The sequence below is a fragment of the Saccharopolyspora ipomoeae genome (genome assembly GCF_029952525.1).
GTDB classification, from domain to species: domain Bacteria; phylum Actinomycetota; class Actinomycetes; order Mycobacteriales; family Pseudonocardiaceae; genus Saccharopolyspora; species Saccharopolyspora ipomoeae.
The window spans coordinates 272,307-288,107 of the sequence record NZ_JASAOF010000001.1; the positions used below are offsets into that span (position 1 = coordinate 272,307).

Sequence of the window (15,801 nt, forward strand, 5' to 3'; positions counted from 1 at the left end):
TCGGGCCAAGGAGTCGGATTCTCGGGAGGGCCTGCTACTCCGCTTCCGCCTGCGGGCGGATCATGTCGGAGGCGGCGAGGGAGGCCAGGGCCTTGCGGAACTGCGGCCGACGCTGCTCGGGGAGGGTTTCCAGCGCGTCTTCGACGCTGGGGTGCTCACCGAGTTCGCGGACGAGGTCCACCAGTTCGGGAACTTTCAGGAACGACAGCTTCCGGTTGCCGAAGTGGTACGCGAGCGCCCCGAAGGGTTCGGGGCGCAACGCGACCTGCGGATTCAACCGGTAGCCGCGGCTGATGTCGAACTCCGCGGCGGCCACGGTCAGTAGACCCCGCACATCCCGTCGATGGAGACCTCCTCGACGAGGAGCTCTTCCTCGACGACCGGCTCGTTCCCGGTGCTCTGTTCGATCTGCTGGTCAGCCATGTGCGATGCTCCTCACAGTGTCGAGCTACCATCGACACGGTATTTGCACCCAGTGCACTTTCACAAGACGTGGAGCGGAATTCCTTGCGGCCTGACACATCTGGAGCAGTGCAGCGACCCGGCGGACGCCGAAAGGTCACCACCGCAGCGGAATTGGAGCAGGTCGCGTTCGACCTGTTCGACGAACAGGGATTCGACCGCACCACGGTCAGCGACATCGCCGCCGCGGCGGGCATCGCGCGGCGCACGTTCTTCCACTACTTCCCGTCGAAGAACGACATCCCGTGGGGGGACTTCGACTCCGGTTTGGACCGGATGCGCGCCGAGTTCCGCGCGCTACCGGGGGACCTCCCGCTGATGGACGCGGTGCGGCACTGCCTGGTCGAGTTCAACCGGGTGCCCGCCGAGCAGGTCCCGGACCACCGCAGGCGGATGCGGCTGATCCTGGGAGTCCCCGCGCTGCAAGCGCATTCGACGCTGCGCTTCGAGTCGTGGCGCGAGGTGGTGGCCGAGTTCGTCGGCCACCGCCTCGGCCAGCCGTCCACCGCGCTGACCCCGCAGACCATCGCGCACGCCTCCCTCGGCGTGGCGCTGTCGGCGTACCAGCACTGGCTGGAACATCCCGAGCAGGAGCTCTCCGACCTGCTCGACACGGCCATGCGCGAACTCGCGCTCGCGCACACCGATCAGTAGGCATCAATCCATGCGGCGGAGCCGCATTCTCCTCCACCACCCGAGCAACCCGCACCGCCGCGGGTTCTGAGCGCCTTCGTGGCGAGTACGCCGGGACGCCTCGTATTGGCATACTCAAGGAGCGGCGCACGGAGTCCACGAAGGCGCTCAGGTTCCGCCACCCGCACCGCCACGCAGGTCGACCACCAACAAGATTTCTCAGTAGTCGGCGTCGGTGTAGCGGATGATCCCTCGCATGTTCTTGCCGGCCATCATGTCCGCGTAGCCGGTGTTGATGTCTTCCAGCTTGTACTCCGTGGTGATGAGCTCGTCGAGCTTGAGAGTGCCGTTGCGGTAGTGCTCCAGCAGGCGCGGGATCTGGGTGCGCGGGCTGACGCCGCCGAAGATCGCGCCCTGCAACCGCTTCTGCAGCAGGGTGAGCTCGAACAGCGAGACCTGGGCGTCGATCTGGTCGGCGCGGCCCATGCCGGTGACCACGACCTGGCCGCCCTTCTTCGTCATCGACAGCGCCGGTTGCAGGTGCTCACCGGTGGTCTCGCCGATGCAGATCAGCACGTTGTCGGCCAGCTGCCCCCAGGTCAGGTCGCCGACCGCCGCGTGCGCCTCCTCCATGCTCGCGAAGGAGTGCGTGGCGCCGAGCTCCTCGGCCTTGGTGCGCTTGAACTCCACCGGGTCGACGGCCACGACGTAGCGGGCACCGGCGGCCGCCGCGCCCTGGACGGCGTTGATGCCGACGCCACCGCAGCCCACGACGACGACGGTGTCGCCGGTGCGGGTGTCGCCGATCTCGGTCGCGGTGCCCCAGCCGGTGGACACGCCGCAGCCCAGCAGCGCCGCCTTCTCCAGCGGGATGTCGTTCTCGATGGTCTGCACCGACGCCTGGTTGACCGTCACGTACGGCGCGAAGGTACCCAGCAGGCACATCGGAGCGGCGGGTTTGCCCTGGTAGGTGATGCGGTGGCCACCGGAGATGGCCTCACCGGAGAGCAGTCCCGCGCCCGCGTCGCAGAGGTTCTGCATGCCCTTGGCGCACGCCCGGCATCTCCCGCACCCGGGGATGAAGGTGAGCACCACGTGGTCGCCCTCCTCGATCCCGGAGACCCCGGGACCGACCTTGGTGACGACGCCGGCGCCTTCGTGGCCACCGACCGCGGGGTAGATCGCCATCGGGGTGGCACCGGTGCGCAGGTGCTCGTCGGAGTGGCACAGGCCTGAGGCCGCGAGCCTCACCTGCACTTCGCCCTCGATCGGATCGCCCAGTTCGATCTCCGCGATTTCCCAGTCTTTGCCCGGCTCGTGCAGGATTGCGGCCTTCGTCTTCATAACCACTCCTCGTCGAGTGCGGAAGAACATGCGCATCCGAGAATGAGAACCCGGTCACAGCGAAGTCAAGGACGTGAGCGCACGATCAGAAGCGGTGCCGGAGCGTGGTGGATCAGCTTGTGGCTGGTCGATCCCAGGTGAGCCCCGGCGACACCGCCCCGGCCGTGGGCCCCGACGACGACCAGCTGTGACTCGGTCGAGTGATTGATGAGCGCGGCGACCGGCGAGCCGCGTCCCACGACCCGTTCGACGGCGACGTTCGGGAAGCGCTCCTGCCACCCCGCCATGATCTCGGCGAGGAACAGCTGTTCCTTCTCCGCGACCTCCTCGGCGGGCAGCCTGCTGCGCAGCCACATCATGTCGATGCCGACGACTTCCCAGGTGTGCACGACGTGCAGGGGTTCGCCGAGCGAGTCGGCGAGCCGGAACGCCTCGGCGAGCACCGGAGCCGCCGATTCCGCGTCGTCGACGCCCACGACGACGGGCCCGGCGGTGGGGAACGTCGGCGGGTCGCCGACGTCCGGGACGACGGCGACGGAGCCGAGGGCGTGCGCTGCGACCTTGACGGCGACCGCCCCGGCCAGCAGGCCAGTGAACCCGCCGAAGCCGCGGTCGCCGACGACGACCAGTTCGGCGGCGGCCGACTCGGCGACGAGCACCCGCTCGGGTGAACCGGGCAGTGCCGCGGTGCTCACCTTCGCGTCGGGTTGCTGGGCCTGGGCGTGCTCGGCCGCGTCGGCGAGCCAGCGGGTGACCTGGGCGCGCACGTGGTCTTCCCCGGCGTGCGCGGTCGGATCCGCGTAGACCATCCGCAGCTCGCAGCCGCGACGCACGGACTCGCGCGCCGCCCAGGCGGCGGCGTTGCGCGCGACCGCCGAACCGTCGACACCCACCACGACGTTCATCCCGGCCTCCCCCGGTCGATCCCTCCCAGGGTGCGCGACGAGGGCGGCGGGCGCCTTCCGGATCAGCGCGGCAGGCGGCCCGGCAGCAGCAGTTCGGTGTTGCGGTCGGTGTGGTCGCCGAGCTGGTCGAGGTCGGCGTTGGGGTCGTTGAACGACAGCTCCCGGTACAGCGCGGCGAGCGCGGCCGGTGAGCGGTCGTCGTAGTCGGCCTGGTACGGGCTGTCGGCCTCGATCAAGGTGGTGAACAGCGAGATCGTGCCGTCGCGGTTGTCGGCGATCTCGATGACCCGGGCCAGCTGCGGGTAGTCGACGTGCGAGGCGGTGTTGATCTCCCAGAAGGCGCGTTCGGGGTCGTCGGCGCCGTGCGGGGTGATGGTGTTGCGGTGGGTGTGACCGTTGACCCAGGCCAGGACGTTGGGGAAGCGCTGCAGCAGCCGCACGACGCCGTCGCCGCCGACGCGGGGCTCGCCGGGCGAGCGGAAGTCGGGCCACAGCGCGGTCATCGTGCCGGACGTGTGGTGGCTGAACAGCACGAACAGCTCGTCGGTGACGTGCTGGGTCTGCTTGCGCCCGATCGCGTCGTAGTAGGTGGAGCTGCCGCGGGTGAGCACGTCCTCCAGCCAGCGGTACTGGTCGAGGCCGAGCGAGCCCTCGGCGAGCCCGGCGGTGTTGGTGGAGTCCATCGCGATGCCGGTGACGCCGGGCGCGATCCGGAAGGTGTAGTGCGGCTTGGGGTCGGCGGCGTCGAAGCCGTGGCCGACCGGGCCGGGGCCGGTGCGGGCCTCGTCGAGGTGGGCGGCGATGAACTCCTCGGTGGTGAACGGGTGCCGCCGCTGGTCGGGGGTCACGGTGCGCACGACGGTGTTGCCGCCGAGGATCGTCCGCCCGGAGACCTCGCGTCCGCCGCGCAGCATCTCGGCGACGGCGGCGGCTTCGCGCTCGTCCCGGCCGATGATCTTGCGGTCGCCGGTGTACCAGTCGTTGACGCGCGGGATGACCTGGTCCGCGAGGGTGCCCATGACGCTGTTGTCGTGGTTGCCGAACACCGCGTACCAGGGGATGTCCAGGCCCGGGCCGGCGAAGGGGCGCAGCGCGTCGGTCAGCAGTCCGGGCAGCACCGGGAACCCGCGCTCGCGGTAGCGGTCGTCGACCCCGCCCTCGGGGTGCCAGTACAGCGGGTCGCCGGAGTCCTGGACGCCCTCGTAGTGCGCGGCACCGGTGTTCTGGGCGATCGGGCCGCCGTTGAGGACGGCGAAGTACCAGTCGAGCTCGGCGCGCTCGTGGTTGTCGGTGCTGTCGCCGGTGGTGATCATGAAGTCCATCGGGTGCCCGGTGACCGGACCGGTGCGCAGCTGGTTGACCCGCTGCACGAGGTGCGCGGCGGCCAGCGCGCCCAGCGTCTCCTGCGGCCGGAAGGCGCCCCCGGCCAGCGGGTGCAGGTACTCGAAGCGGGCGGGGCTCTGGGCGTCGGTGATGTGCAGGTCGGTGAACTGCGTGAACGCGGTGACCGGGACGCGGCGGTCGATCCGGCCGGGGTCGGCGACGGCGAGGTCGGTGCGCACGATCTGCGGCCAGCCCGGGCCGGCGATCAGCCGCCGGTAGCCCTCGCCGGAGGCGGGTTGGGCGGCCACGTCCAGGGTCGTTCGCGCTGGTGCGGCGCTCGCGGTGCCGCTGAATCCGAGCGCCGCGCCCGTCATGCCCGCGCCCGTCATGCCCGCGGCCAGCATGAAGCCGCGCCTGCTCAAGTCCGTCATGTGGGTCCTCTGATCAGCCGGGAACTGATCAGAAAATCTTTCATGTTCAACGCATGCGGAACACCACAGTTCAGGTGAAAAGCCGAAGAACGGCGGCGAAACGGATCAGCGCAGCACGCCGGTCGGCAGCACCGCGTGCGCGCCCCAGGTCTCGTTGGCGACCTGGGTGATCCGCATGTCGACGGTGGTGCTCGCCAGCGCGAGCGCGGAGGGCCGGTCGAGGGCCTGCTCGATCTGCAGCCAGTCGACCATCGCGCTCAGCGCCGTGGCGGTGGCCTCGTTGAGGTCGGCGTCGAAGCCGAAGGTGACCAGGCCGCCCGGGGTTTCGGCGTGGATGCCCGGCGCCGGCCGGTCCACGACCAGGTCCAGCCGGACCCGCGTGGTCATGCCGCACTCGATGGCCGTGCCGCCGACCTCCCCGTCACCTTGGCGCGCGTGCCCGTCGCCGAGCAGCAGCATCGCGTCCGGCACCGTCACCGGCAGGTACAGCGTCGACCCGGCCACCAGCTCGCGGCAGTCGATGTTGCCGCCGCCCTCGGACCGCGGCGGGATCGTCGAGTGCTCACCCGGTTCCGCGGGCGGCATCCCCACCACCCCGAGGAACGGCGCCAGCGGCACCCGATGCCCGTGCTGATCGGTCCCGGTCTCCCCGTCGAGCTCCCACAACAACCACGCCCGCTCCGCCTCGGCCACCCGGAGCCGACGCGTCAACCAGGTGTCCTTGCCGGCGGCCGCGGTCCACCCCCACTCGGCAGGCGTGATCTCCTCGAAGTGCACGGCCAGCACCATCCCCGGCTTCGCCCCGCGCACCGCGATCGGCCCGGTCAGGCAATGCCCCCGCCGCCCGGGGAACGCCCGAGGCCGCTCCTCCCCCGGCACCCGCTGCCGCTCCAGGTGCCCCGCGCAGTCCAACGACTCCACGGTCACCACGTCCCCGGCCCCGACGCTCACCGCGGGAGCGCTGTCCCGGTTGAACACGTCGACGAGATTCCCGCCCTCAGCCCGAACCTCGAAAGAACCCACCGCGAAACCTCCACCCCTGAGAACCCCCACCACCCAACCAGGGCGAACTCCCCCAGCCAAGTGACGATCCCCACCCACCACGACGAGAACCGCGACATTCGTCGTGTCGAAAACCCCGGTTTTCACGTCGCGAAAACCGGGGTTTTCGACGTGAGGACACTCGATGAGGTGAGTTGGGGGTGTCGGGATTCCCGCCACCCGCACCGCCGCGCAAGGCGACCGCACCAACGGTTCTCAGCGGTGGATGAGGTCCAGGGCGGAGCTGATGATGGTGTCGGTGTCGAGGCCGTGGTGGCGGTAGACGTCGTCGAGGGAACCGGACTGGCCGAAACCGGTGACGCCCAAGTGGATCGAGCGGGTCCGGTTGATCCCGGCGAGGAAGGCCAGTGCGTGCGGGTGTCCGTCGAGGACGGTCACCATCGGGCGGGCTCGGTCGGCCGGGAAGACCTGGTCGAGGATCGTGCGGTCGGCGTCGCCGCGGTGGGCGCGGAAGAGCAGGTCCGGGCTGGTCACGCAGAGGACGTCCGCGTCGACGCCCTGCTCGGCGAGGCGGTCGGCGGCGGCCAGCGTCTCGGTCATGAGCGCGCCCATGCCGACCAGCGTCACCTGCGGGTCCGCGGCGCGGCGCAGCGCGTAGGCGCCGCCGACGACCTGCCTGCGACGGCGTTCCCGGGCCGCGGGATCGGCCGGCACCGACGCCAGCGACTGGTCCACCGGGCGCGTCGACAACCGCAGGTAGGACGAGGACCCGCCGGGCTTGCCGAGCTGGGACATCGCCGCGAGCAGGCACCACTCGGTGTCGACGGCGAACGCGGGCTCGTAGCTGGTCACGCCCGGCTGCTCCAGCCCGATCGACGGCGTGCCGACCGACTGGTGCGCGCCGCCCTCCGGCGCCAGGCTCACCCCGGACGGGGTGCCGACCAGGATCGACTGGCCGCCGCCGTAGACGCCGAACGACCACGGTTCCAGCGCCCGCCCGAGGAAGCAGTCGTAGACCACCCCGATCGGCAGCAGCGGCTGACCCCAGCGGCTCCACGTCGAGCCGAGCTCGCCGAGCAGGCTCACCAGGTTCGTCTCGGCGATCCCGAGCTCGATGTGCTGTCCCGCCGGGCGTTCCCGCCAGTGCAGGATGGTCTCGGCGTCGTCGGCGAACCAGTCGACGCGCTCCGACGGCGACCAGACCCCGACCTTGTTCAGCCAGCCGCCGAGGTTGGTGGTGGAGCTGACGTCGGGCGCCAGCGTCACGATCCGCTCGGCGGCCTCGGGGGATTCGCGGGTCAGGTCCAGCAGCGTGCGCCCCAGCGCGGCCTGGGTCGTGGTGGTGCCGCTGGGGGTGCGGCCGATGTCGGCGGGCAGCCGCGGCGGCTTCACCCGAGCCCGCTCGCGACGCCGCAGTCGGGAAGCCGTTGCGGCGCAGAGCTTCCCGGCCGGGCTGTCGTCGGCGAAGCGGTGCCACGGGTCGTCGAGGTCGGCGCCGACCTGCGCGGCCAGCTGCCGCATCTGGTCCTCGCCGAGCAGCGAACCGTGGTTCTGCGGGTGTCCCTCGGTGGCCAGGCCGTAGCCCTTGATGGTGTAGGCGAAGATGACGGTGGGGCGGGTGTCGTCGATGGCCTGGAACGCCGAGTCCAGCGCGTCGAGGTCGTGGCCGCCGAGGTTGCGGATCGCCACCGCCAGCGTCTCGTCGTCCACATCGGACAGCAGGCGCTCGATCGCGCTGTCCCCGGCGGGAATCCGCGCGCGCAGCTCCTGCGGGGTGCAGCGCAGCAGGCGCTGGTACTCGGGGTTGCTCATGCCGTCGATGCGCTCGCGCAGCGCTGCACCCCCGGGCCGGGCGAACAGCTCCTCCAGCACCTGGCCGTACTTGAGCGTGATCACCTGCCAGCCGGCGGCGGTGAACATGCCCTGCAGCCGGTTCGCGGCGATGTTGGGCACGACGCGGTCCAGCGACTGCCGGTTGAGGTCGACGATCCACACGACCTCGCCCAGGTCGGCGACGGTCGGGTCGAGGATCGCCTCCCAGCAGGCCCCTTCGTCGAGCTCGGCGTCGCCGAGCAGCGAGTACTGGCGTCCGGCGCCCGCCCCTCCGCCGTGGGTGTCGACGTAGCGGCGAGCCACGGCACCCCAGATCGGCGCGGTGGCGCCGATGCCGACCGAGCCGGTCGAGTAGTCGGCCGGGTCGGGGTCCTTCGTGCGGCTCGGGTAGCTCTGCACGCCGCCGAACTCGCGCAGCGTGGTCAGGTGCTTCTCGTCGAGCGATCCGAGCAGGTAGTTGATGGCGTGCAGCACCGGCGAGGCGTGCGGCTTGACCGACACCCGGTCGGCGGCGGTGAGGTGCTCGAAGTACAGCGCGGTCATGATCGACACCATTGAGGCGCAGGACGCCTGGTGCCCGCCGACCTTGAGCCCGGTGCTGTTCGGCCGGACCCGGTTGGCGTGGTCGATCATCGCGGTGGCCAGCCACAGCACCCGCTGCTCGACCTCGCGCAGATCCGCCGTCTCGGTGCGCGCCGGTACCACGCTCGTCATCACGCCTCCTCGCGTTGCCACATTGCGCTCAGAAGAACACCAAGGCAACAATCACTGCACAAGACCTGGTCGCGGAATCGAGCAATCTGCTCACGACACCGGGCCGGAACGACCGACGAGGTGAACAGATTGCCCACCGCCGAGCCGCTCGACGACATCGACATCCGCTTGCTGCTGGCGCTGCAGGACGAGCCGCGCGCGACCGTGGTGGCGCTGGCCGATCGAGTCGGGTTGTCCCGCAACACCGTTCAGGCTCGGCTGGCGAAGCTGGAACCGCGACTCGGCGCGTTCGAACGCCGCATCGACCCGACCACCCTGGGTTACCCGCTGACGGCGTTCATCACCGTCCAGGTCACCCAGCAGCACCTCGACCGGCTGGCCGCCGAGCTGGCAGAGATCCCGGAGGTCGTGGAGGTCTTCGGCCTCACCGGCGGCTCGGACCTGCTGGTGCGCGTGGTGGCCACCGACGCCGACCAGCTGTACCGCATCGCGGGCCGCATCCTCGACACCCCGGGCGTGGAGCGCACGAACTTCTCCCTGGCGATGCGCACCCTGGTCGAGTTCCGCCTGACCCCGCTACTCGCGGACAAGCTCCGCGCGGACTCCCAGTAGCCGCACCGGGCGGTCCAGCGGGAAGCGGCCGAGGGCCTCCTGAGCTGCGATGTCGATGGGTTCGAAGTCGCGGGTGGGGGCGGCGAGGGTGACGCCGTGGGTGTGGGTGCCGAAGCGGGAGTCCCGCACCTTGACCACCACGCGGCGGGCGAGGGTGTCGTCGGCGGCGAGGTCCTCGGAGACCTGGCGGGACAGCCGGGTGATCTCGGCGCGCATCGGCTCGACCTCACGCAGGTCGCGCTGGAAGGTCACCTCGCGGCCGTGCGAGCGGGCCCGGAACGGCTCGTCGCTGACCGGGCTGGAGTCGTAGCCGTGCGCGAGCGCCACCAGCCACGGGCCGATGTTGGGCCCGAACTCGCCCGCCAGGTCGGCCATCGGGGTGCGCGCCAGCTCGGCGACGGTGGCGATGCCGCGGGCGGCGAGCTTCTTGGCGGTCTTGGCGCCGACGCCCTGCAGCGCGTCGGTGGGCTTGTCGGCCATCACCTCGACCCAGTTGGACGCGTCGAGGCGGAACACCCCGGCGGGTTTTCCCATGCCGGAGGCCAGTTTCGCGCGCAGCTTGTTGTCGCCGATGCCGATCGAGCAGTTCAGCGCGGTCCGCTCGCGCACGTAGCGCTGGACGTAGCGGGCGGTGTCGAGGGCGTCGTCGGTGTCGACGAGCATGAACGCCTCGTCCCACCCCACCACCTCCAGGAGCCCGCCGAGCTCGCCGAGCGCGGTCATCACGTCGGCGGAGGCGGCCAGGTAGGTCTCGCGGTCGGCGGGCAGGAACACCGCCTCCGGGCAGCGCGCCGCGGCCGTGCGCAGCGGCGTTCCCGACTTCACGCCCCGGGCGCGGGCCTCGTAGGAGGCACCGGCGACCACGCCGCGCTCGGTCGGATCGCCCGAGCCGCCGACGAGCACCGGGGTGCCGACCAGGTCGGGGTGCCGCAGCAGTTCCACGGCGACGATGAACTGGTCGAGGTCGATGTGCAGCACCACCCGTTCCACGCCGATCAGCATCGCTGGAAACGCCCGTTCCCGCCAGGTCCCGCGCCGATGCGCGAGAATGCCGGGATGAGCAAGCGCAGCGCCGGAATCCTGCTGTACCGGTCCGAGGGGCCGGAGGTCCTCGTCGTGCACCCGGGCGGTCCGTTCTTCAAGAACAAGGACGACGGCGCCTGGAGCCTGCCCAAGGGCGAGCACGAACCCGACGAGGACCCCCGCCTCGCAGCGCTGCGCGAGTTCGCCGAGGAGACCGGCATGACGCTGCCGGACCGCGAGCTCCTGCCGCTGGGCGAGGTCAAGATGCGCAGCGGCAAGACCATCACGGCCTGGGCCGCCGAAGGCGATTTCGACGTGACGTCGTTGCGCAGCAACACCTTCGACCTCGAATGGCCGCCTCGCTCAGGCCGAACCCGGTCCTTCCCGGAAGTCGACAGGGCCCTCTGGTGCGACCTGGGAACGGCCCGCACCAAGCTCAACCCGGCCCAAACCCCCTTCCTGGACCGCCTCCTCAACCACCTCACCCCCTGACCCCGGCCACCACACCGCGGACCAACACACTCGGCGCAGGGTCGCGGAGGGCCGCAACGCTGCGGAGGGGACAGTTTTAGCCATAATCACCCATGATCAATGTCCGTTTTGCCCGGACAATTATGACTAAAACTGTCCCCTGGCGACGAACGCGCACACCGCAACCAGCGCACTGCGGATGATGGCGGGACGTTGGAAGGACGAGGCCCCGCCCGGATGTTCCGGGCGGGGCCTCGTTCGGTGAGAGGTCAGGATTCCAGGGAGGTTTCCCTGGTCTCCCTGCTGGCGATGAGGGCCAGGAGGGTGATGGCGCCGGCGACCGCGAGGTAGACGCCGACCCAGCCGAGGCCGTAGGAACCGGCCAGCCAGGTGGCGATGTAGGGCGCGACGGAGGCGCCCAGCAGGCTCGCGATGTTGTACGAAACCGAGGCGCCCGTGTAGCGCACGGCGGTCGGGAACAGCTCCGGCAGCAGCGCGCCCATCGGCCCGAACGTCATGCCCATCAGGCCCAGACCGACCACCAGGAACAGCACGGTCGCCACCGTCGAGTGGGCGCCGAACCACGGACCCATGAGCAGGCCGAACACGATGATCGCGGTGGTGGTCACCAACAGCGTGGAGCGGCGGCCGTAGCGGTCGGCCAGCAGGCCCGCGACCGGCACCGTCAGACCGAAGAACACCACGCCGACCAGCAGCATCACCAGGAACGTCGAGCGCTCGTAGCCCAGGCCCGAGTCCGAGGTGCCGTAGGACAGCGAGAACACCGTCATCAGGTAGAACAGCACGTAGGTCGCCAGCATGATGAACGTGCCCAGCACCAGCGCCTTGAAGTCGGTGCGGAAGACCTGCACGAACGGCACCTTCGCCCGCTCGTTGTTCTCCAGAACCTTCGCGAACGCCGGGGTCTCGCTCAGGCTCAGCCGCACCCACAGGCCGACGATCACCAGGACGGCCGACACCAGGAACGGGATCCGCCAGCCCCACGAGGAGAACGCGTCGTCGGACATCACGCCGGAGAGGATCAGGAACAGGCCGTTGGCGAAGAAGAACCCGATCGGCGCGCCCAGCTGCGGGAACGTGCCGAACAGCGCGCGCTTGCGCGGCGGCGCGTTCTCGGTGGCCAGCAGCGCCGCGCCGCCCCACTCGCCGCCCAGGCCCAGTCCCTGGCCGAACCGGCACAGCGCCAGCAGCAGCGGCGCCACGATCCCGATCTGCGCGTAACCCGGCAGCAGACCGATCAGCACGGTCGAGATGCCCATCGTCAGCAGCGACGCCACCAGCGTCGCCTTGCGGCCGATGCGGTCGCCGAAGTGGCCGAACAGCGCCGAGCCGACCGGCCGGGCGACGAAGGCGATGCCGAAGGTCGCCAGCGAGTTCAGCGTGGCGGCCGTGTCGTCACCGGCCGGGAAGAACAGCTTCGGGAAGATCAGCACCGCAGCCGTGGCGTAGACGTAGAAGTCGTAGAACTCGATCGAGGTGCCTACGAGGCTGGCGAGCACGACCTGTCGGGTCGAATTACGTCGGGGCCCGGACCCCGCCTCCCCGGAACCTCGCACGTCTGGTGACGAGGTGTGGCCGACAGCCATAGCGCCGAACCTCCTGATTAACACGAACGGACGAACCCACTCTAAACCTCGGTGACCACGTCCCGAGACGGGGCTCCCGCATGGTGGGCACTCAGGAGGCGAGGAACTCCGTGATCAGCGCGGTCACCCGGGCCGGGTTGTCCTCCTGGACGAGATGTCCGGCACGTGGGATCCACTCCAGCCGGGCGTGCGGGATGCGACGCGCCAGCTCGCGCCCGCGATCGGCCGGGAGCCAGGAGTCCTGCTCCCCCCAGCCGATGAGCACCGGGCACTCCAGCTCGCCGTAGCGGTCCTCGACCTCGCGGGTGTAGCGCTCGTCGGCCTGGGCGATCTGGCGGTAGAACGCCGGCTGCCCGTCCGCGCCGAGCCACGGCGCCACCATCCGGTCCAGCACGTCGGGGCGCAGCTCGCGGTGCGCGGCGGTGGCCAGGTAGCCGCGCACCAGGGACTCGTGCAGGTGCGGCGGCAACGCGGCGAAGACCTCGGCGTTGGCGTTGACCAGGCGGAAGAACTCCGATCCCCACGGCCGGATGCTCACCGCGTCCAGCAGCGCCAGCCGCCGGTAGCGCACTCCGTCGAGCAGCGCGCTGCGCAACGACACCGCGCCGCCGAAGTCGTGCGCGATCACCGAGGGCTCGTCGAGCCCGCAGTGCCGCAGCCAGCCGGTGAACACCTCCTGCTGCGCGGCCAGCGACACGTCCTGCCCCTCGAACTTCGCCGAGGTCCCGTACCCGGGCATGTCCCACAGGTGCACGCGGTAGCGCGCGCTCAGCGCGTTGGCCACGTCCCGCCACACGAAGGAGGAGAACGGCGTCCCGTGCATCAGGACGACGTCCTCCCCCTCCCCGAAGCTGTCCCACCGCACCGTCCCGTGCGGCGACTCGTACACCTCGGCCAGCGTCCACTCCATCCCGACCTCCGTGGTTCGTGCGGGCACGACCCTCGTGCCCCGCAAGGGGATTCGAATCCGGCCGGGACCGGGCCGTCAGACGACGGCTTCCTCCTCGTCCGGGGTGTCGTCGGCGCGCAGCGGCAGCGTCGCGAAGGCGGCCGGGGGTTCCTGCCAGCACGTCGCCGAGGCGCCGTCGCGGATGGCGCGCCAGACCCGCTCGGGCGTGGCGGGCATGTCGACGTGGCGGACGCCGAGGTGCTTGAGGGCGTCGACGACGGCGTTCTGCACCGCCGGGGTCGACCCGACCGTCGCCGACTCGCCGATCCCCTTGGCGCCCAACGGGTTCAGCGGCGTCAGGGTCTCGGTGTTGGACGCTTCGAAGAACGGCAGCTCGGCCGCCGACGGGATCGCGTAGTCGGCCAGCGTCGCCGTCTCCGGGTTGCCGTCGGCGTCGAAGGTGACCTGCTCCCACAGCGCCTGGGCGATGCCCTGGGCGGCGCCGCCGTGCTGCTGGCCGCGCACCAGCAGCGGGTTGAGCACCCGCCCGCAGTCGTCGACCGCGATGTGCCGCAGCGGCGTCACGAAGCCGGTCTCGACGTCGATCTCGACGACCGAGACGTGCCCGCCGAACGGGAACGTCGCCCCGTCGGGGGCGAAGTCGACGTTGGCGGCCAGCCGCTCGTCCGCCACTTCGGAGACCACGTCGGCCCAGGTCACGGTCGCGCCCGGGACACCGGCCACGCCCAGCTCGCCCGCGTCGGTGACCTCGATGTCGTCGGCGCTCGCCTCCAGCCGGGACGCAGCGATCTCCTTGGCGCGCCGGAGGACCTCGGTCCCGGCCTGGCGCACGGCGCTGCCGCCGATCTGCAGCGAGCGGGACCCGCCGGTGCCGCCACCGCGCGGCACCTCGGCCGTGTCGGACTGGATGAACTCGATCTTGTCCACCGGGATGCCGAGGGTGTCGTTGACGATCATCGCGAACGCCGTCGCGTGCCCCTGGCCGTGCGCGGAGGTGCCGACCCGGATGCGGGCGCCGTCGGCGTGCACCTCGACCTCGGCGTACTCGCCGGAACCGCCGCCGGTGATCTCGACGTAGGCGCTGACCCCGATGCCCAGCAGCTTCGTCTCGCCGACCTCGATGCGGCGGGCCTGCTCGGCGCGCAGCTCCTCGTACCCGGCCAGCCGCAGCGCCTCGTCGAACGGGACCGCGTACTCTCCGCTGTCGTAGGTGGCCCCGGTGACCGTCTTGTACGGGAAGCTGTCGGGGACCAGGAAGTTCTTGCGCCGCAACGCGACCGGGTCCACGCCCAGCTCGGCGGCGGCCAGGTCCATCATCCGCTCCACCATCGCCGCGGACTCCGGGCGGCCGGCGCCGCGGAACGCGCCGACCGGGGTGGTGTTGGTCAGCGAGGCGATGCCGTCGTAGCTGATCCTGGGGATGTCGTAGACGCCCTGGGCCATCGTGCGCGTCGGGCCGAGCGCCAGCGAACCGCCGAACCCGGCGTAGGCGCCGCAGTCGCCGACGACCCGGCAACGCATGCCGACGATCCGGCCGTCGCGGCGCAACCCCAGCTCGGCGTACTGCACCTGGCCGCGCCCGTGCGGCATGCCCTGCATGTTCTCCGAACGCCCCTCGACCCAGCGCACCGGGCGCCCGAGCTTCAGCGCGAGACCGACGGCCACCACGTGCTCGGAGATCGCCCCGGCCTTGCCGCCGAAACCGCCGCCGACGTGCGGCGAGATCACCCGCACCCGCTCCAGGTCGAAGCCGAACGCCTTGGCCAGACCGGCCCGCACGCCGTGCGGCATCTGCGTCGAGACGTGCACGGTGATGTCGTGGTCCTGCTCGGCTCCACCCGGCTGGACCGCGACGGCGTTGCCCTCCAGCGGGACCACCGCCACCCGCTGGTTCTCGATGCGCGCCCGCACCACCACGTCCGCGCCGTCGAGCGCGGAATCACCTGCGCGGTCGCGGTATCCGGCGGCGATGTTGGAACCGAGCTCGGGGAACTGCAGCTCGGCGTCCTCGTCGAGCGCGCGCTCCGGGTCGGCGACCACGGGCAGTTCGCGGTAGTCGACGTCGACGAGTTCGAGCGCGTCGGCCACGGCCGAGGCGGACTCGCCGACGACGACGGCGACCGGTTCGCCGACGAAGCGCACCCGGTCGGTGGCCAGCGGTGGGCGGGTGACCTCGGGGTTCACCACCACGAACGGCGGCGGCACCGGCAGGTCCAGGTCGGCGGCGACGTAGGCACCGACGACGCCGGGCGCCGCGGCGGCCTCGGAGGCGTCGATGCTCGTGATCTCGGCGTGCGCGAGGGGCGAGCGCACGAACCCGACGTGCAGCAGCCCGTCGGCGGCGAGGTTGCCGATGTAGGTGCCCCGGCCTCGGAGCAGGTCGGGGTCTTCGACCCGCTGAACTTCAGTCCCCAGAAGCGAACCAACCATGCGATGAACCCTATCCCTCCGAACGCCCACCGGCAGCGGTCGAAAACCGCGTCGCAGGAGGTGATCAACGGTTTTCGGGGCTTCGGAATTCCCGGTCTCGC

Annotated in this window: 14 protein-coding genes; 3 read left to right on the forward strand and 11 right to left on the reverse strand. The window is 71.0% G+C overall.

Features of this window, described 5'->3' with window-relative positions:
- Nucleotides 1–34: 34 nt before the first annotated feature.
- A complete protein-coding gene (gene mftB, locus QFW96_RS01355) occupies nt 35–316 on the reverse strand; it encodes a mycofactocin biosynthesis chaperone MftB (protein ID WP_281453611.1) in 282 nt (93 codons plus the stop codon).
- A gap of 2 nt (nt 317–318) precedes the next feature.
- Entirely contained in the window at nt 319–423 is a 105-nt protein-coding gene (gene mftA / locus QFW96_RS01360; protein WP_132673720.1) for a mycofactocin precursor MftA, read from the reverse strand.
- A 108-nt stretch (nt 424–531) separates the two neighbouring features.
- Between mftA and mftR the strand changes: the two genes are divergently transcribed.
- Nucleotides 532–1,116, forward strand: a complete 585-nt coding sequence (mftR, locus tag QFW96_RS01365) for a mycofactocin system transcriptional regulator (protein ID WP_281453612.1) — start codon at nt 532–534, stop codon at nt 1,114–1,116.
- 198 nt (nt 1,117–1,314) lie between these two features.
- On the opposite strand, the gene QFW96_RS01370 is transcribed toward mftR, so the two are convergent.
- From QFW96_RS01370 to QFW96_RS01390, 5 genes are all read right to left on the reverse strand, one after another.
- Nucleotides 1,315–2,439, reverse strand: coding sequence for an NDMA-dependent alcohol dehydrogenase (locus QFW96_RS01370; protein WP_281453613.1), 1,125 nt, complete (start codon nt 2,437–2,439; stop codon nt 1,315–1,317).
- 65 nt (nt 2,440–2,504) lie between these two features.
- Entirely contained in the window at nt 2,505–3,344 is an 840-nt protein-coding gene (locus tag QFW96_RS01375) for a universal stress protein (RefSeq protein ID WP_281453614.1), read from the reverse strand.
- A 62-nt stretch (nt 3,345–3,406) separates the two neighbouring features.
- Nucleotides 3,407–5,098 carry a TIGR03767 family metallophosphoesterase gene (locus QFW96_RS01380; protein ID WP_281453615.1) on the reverse strand — a complete coding sequence of 564 codons (1,692 nt, stop codon included), beginning with the start codon at nt 5,096–5,098 and terminating at the stop codon, nt 3,407–3,409.
- Nucleotides 5,099–5,203: 105 nt separating this feature from the next.
- The gene (locus tag QFW96_RS01385) at nt 5,204–6,121 is read right to left on the reverse strand and encodes an acetamidase/formamidase family protein (RefSeq protein WP_281453616.1); all 918 of its coding nucleotides are present in this window, start codon (nt 6,119–6,121) and stop codon (nt 5,204–5,206) included.
- 234 nt (nt 6,122–6,355) lie between these two features.
- On the reverse strand, nt 6,356–8,647 hold the full coding sequence (locus tag QFW96_RS01390; RefSeq protein WP_281453617.1) for a transketolase-like TK C-terminal-containing protein: 2,292 nt from the start codon (nt 8,645–8,647) through the stop codon (nt 6,356–6,358).
- 129 nt (nt 8,648–8,776) lie between these two features.
- Between QFW96_RS01390 and QFW96_RS01395 the strand changes: the two genes are divergently transcribed.
- Entirely contained in the window at nt 8,777–9,259 is a 483-nt protein-coding gene (locus QFW96_RS01395) for an Lrp/AsnC family transcriptional regulator (RefSeq protein ID WP_281453618.1), read from the forward strand.
- On the opposite strand, the gene QFW96_RS01400 is transcribed toward QFW96_RS01395, so the two are convergent.
- Nucleotides 9,224–10,261: a DNA polymerase IV gene (locus QFW96_RS01400; protein ID WP_425524704.1), complete on the reverse strand. Its 1,038-nt coding sequence runs from the start codon at nt 10,259–10,261 to the stop codon at nt 9,224–9,226. The two genes, QFW96_RS01395 and QFW96_RS01400, sit on opposite strands and share 36 nt — an antisense overlap.
- Nucleotides 10,262–10,315: 54 nt before the next feature.
- Here QFW96_RS01400 and QFW96_RS01405 point away from each other — a divergent pair, with 54 nt between their 5' ends.
- Entirely contained in the window at nt 10,316–10,774 is a 459-nt protein-coding gene (locus QFW96_RS01405; RefSeq protein WP_281453620.1) for an NUDIX hydrolase, read from the forward strand.
- A 248-nt stretch (nt 10,775–11,022) separates the two neighbouring features.
- Here QFW96_RS01405 and QFW96_RS01410 read toward each other — a convergent pair whose 3' ends face one another.
- The 3 genes from QFW96_RS01410 to QFW96_RS01420 form a co-directional block, all read right to left on the reverse strand.
- Entirely contained in the window at nt 11,023–12,273 is a 1,251-nt protein-coding gene (locus tag QFW96_RS01410) for an MFS transporter (protein WP_281453621.1), read from the reverse strand.
- A gap of 178 nt (nt 12,274–12,451) precedes the next feature.
- Complete coding sequence (locus QFW96_RS01415) at nt 12,452–13,270, reverse strand: alpha/beta fold hydrolase (protein WP_281453622.1); 819 nt, start codon at nt 13,268–13,270, stop codon at nt 12,452–12,454.
- Nucleotides 13,271–13,345: 75 nt separating this feature from the next.
- Nucleotides 13,346–15,700: a xanthine dehydrogenase family protein molybdopterin-binding subunit gene (locus tag QFW96_RS01420; RefSeq protein ID WP_281453623.1), complete on the reverse strand. Its 2,355-nt coding sequence runs from the start codon at nt 15,698–15,700 to the stop codon at nt 13,346–13,348.
- Nucleotides 15,701–15,801 lie beyond the last annotated feature (101 nt).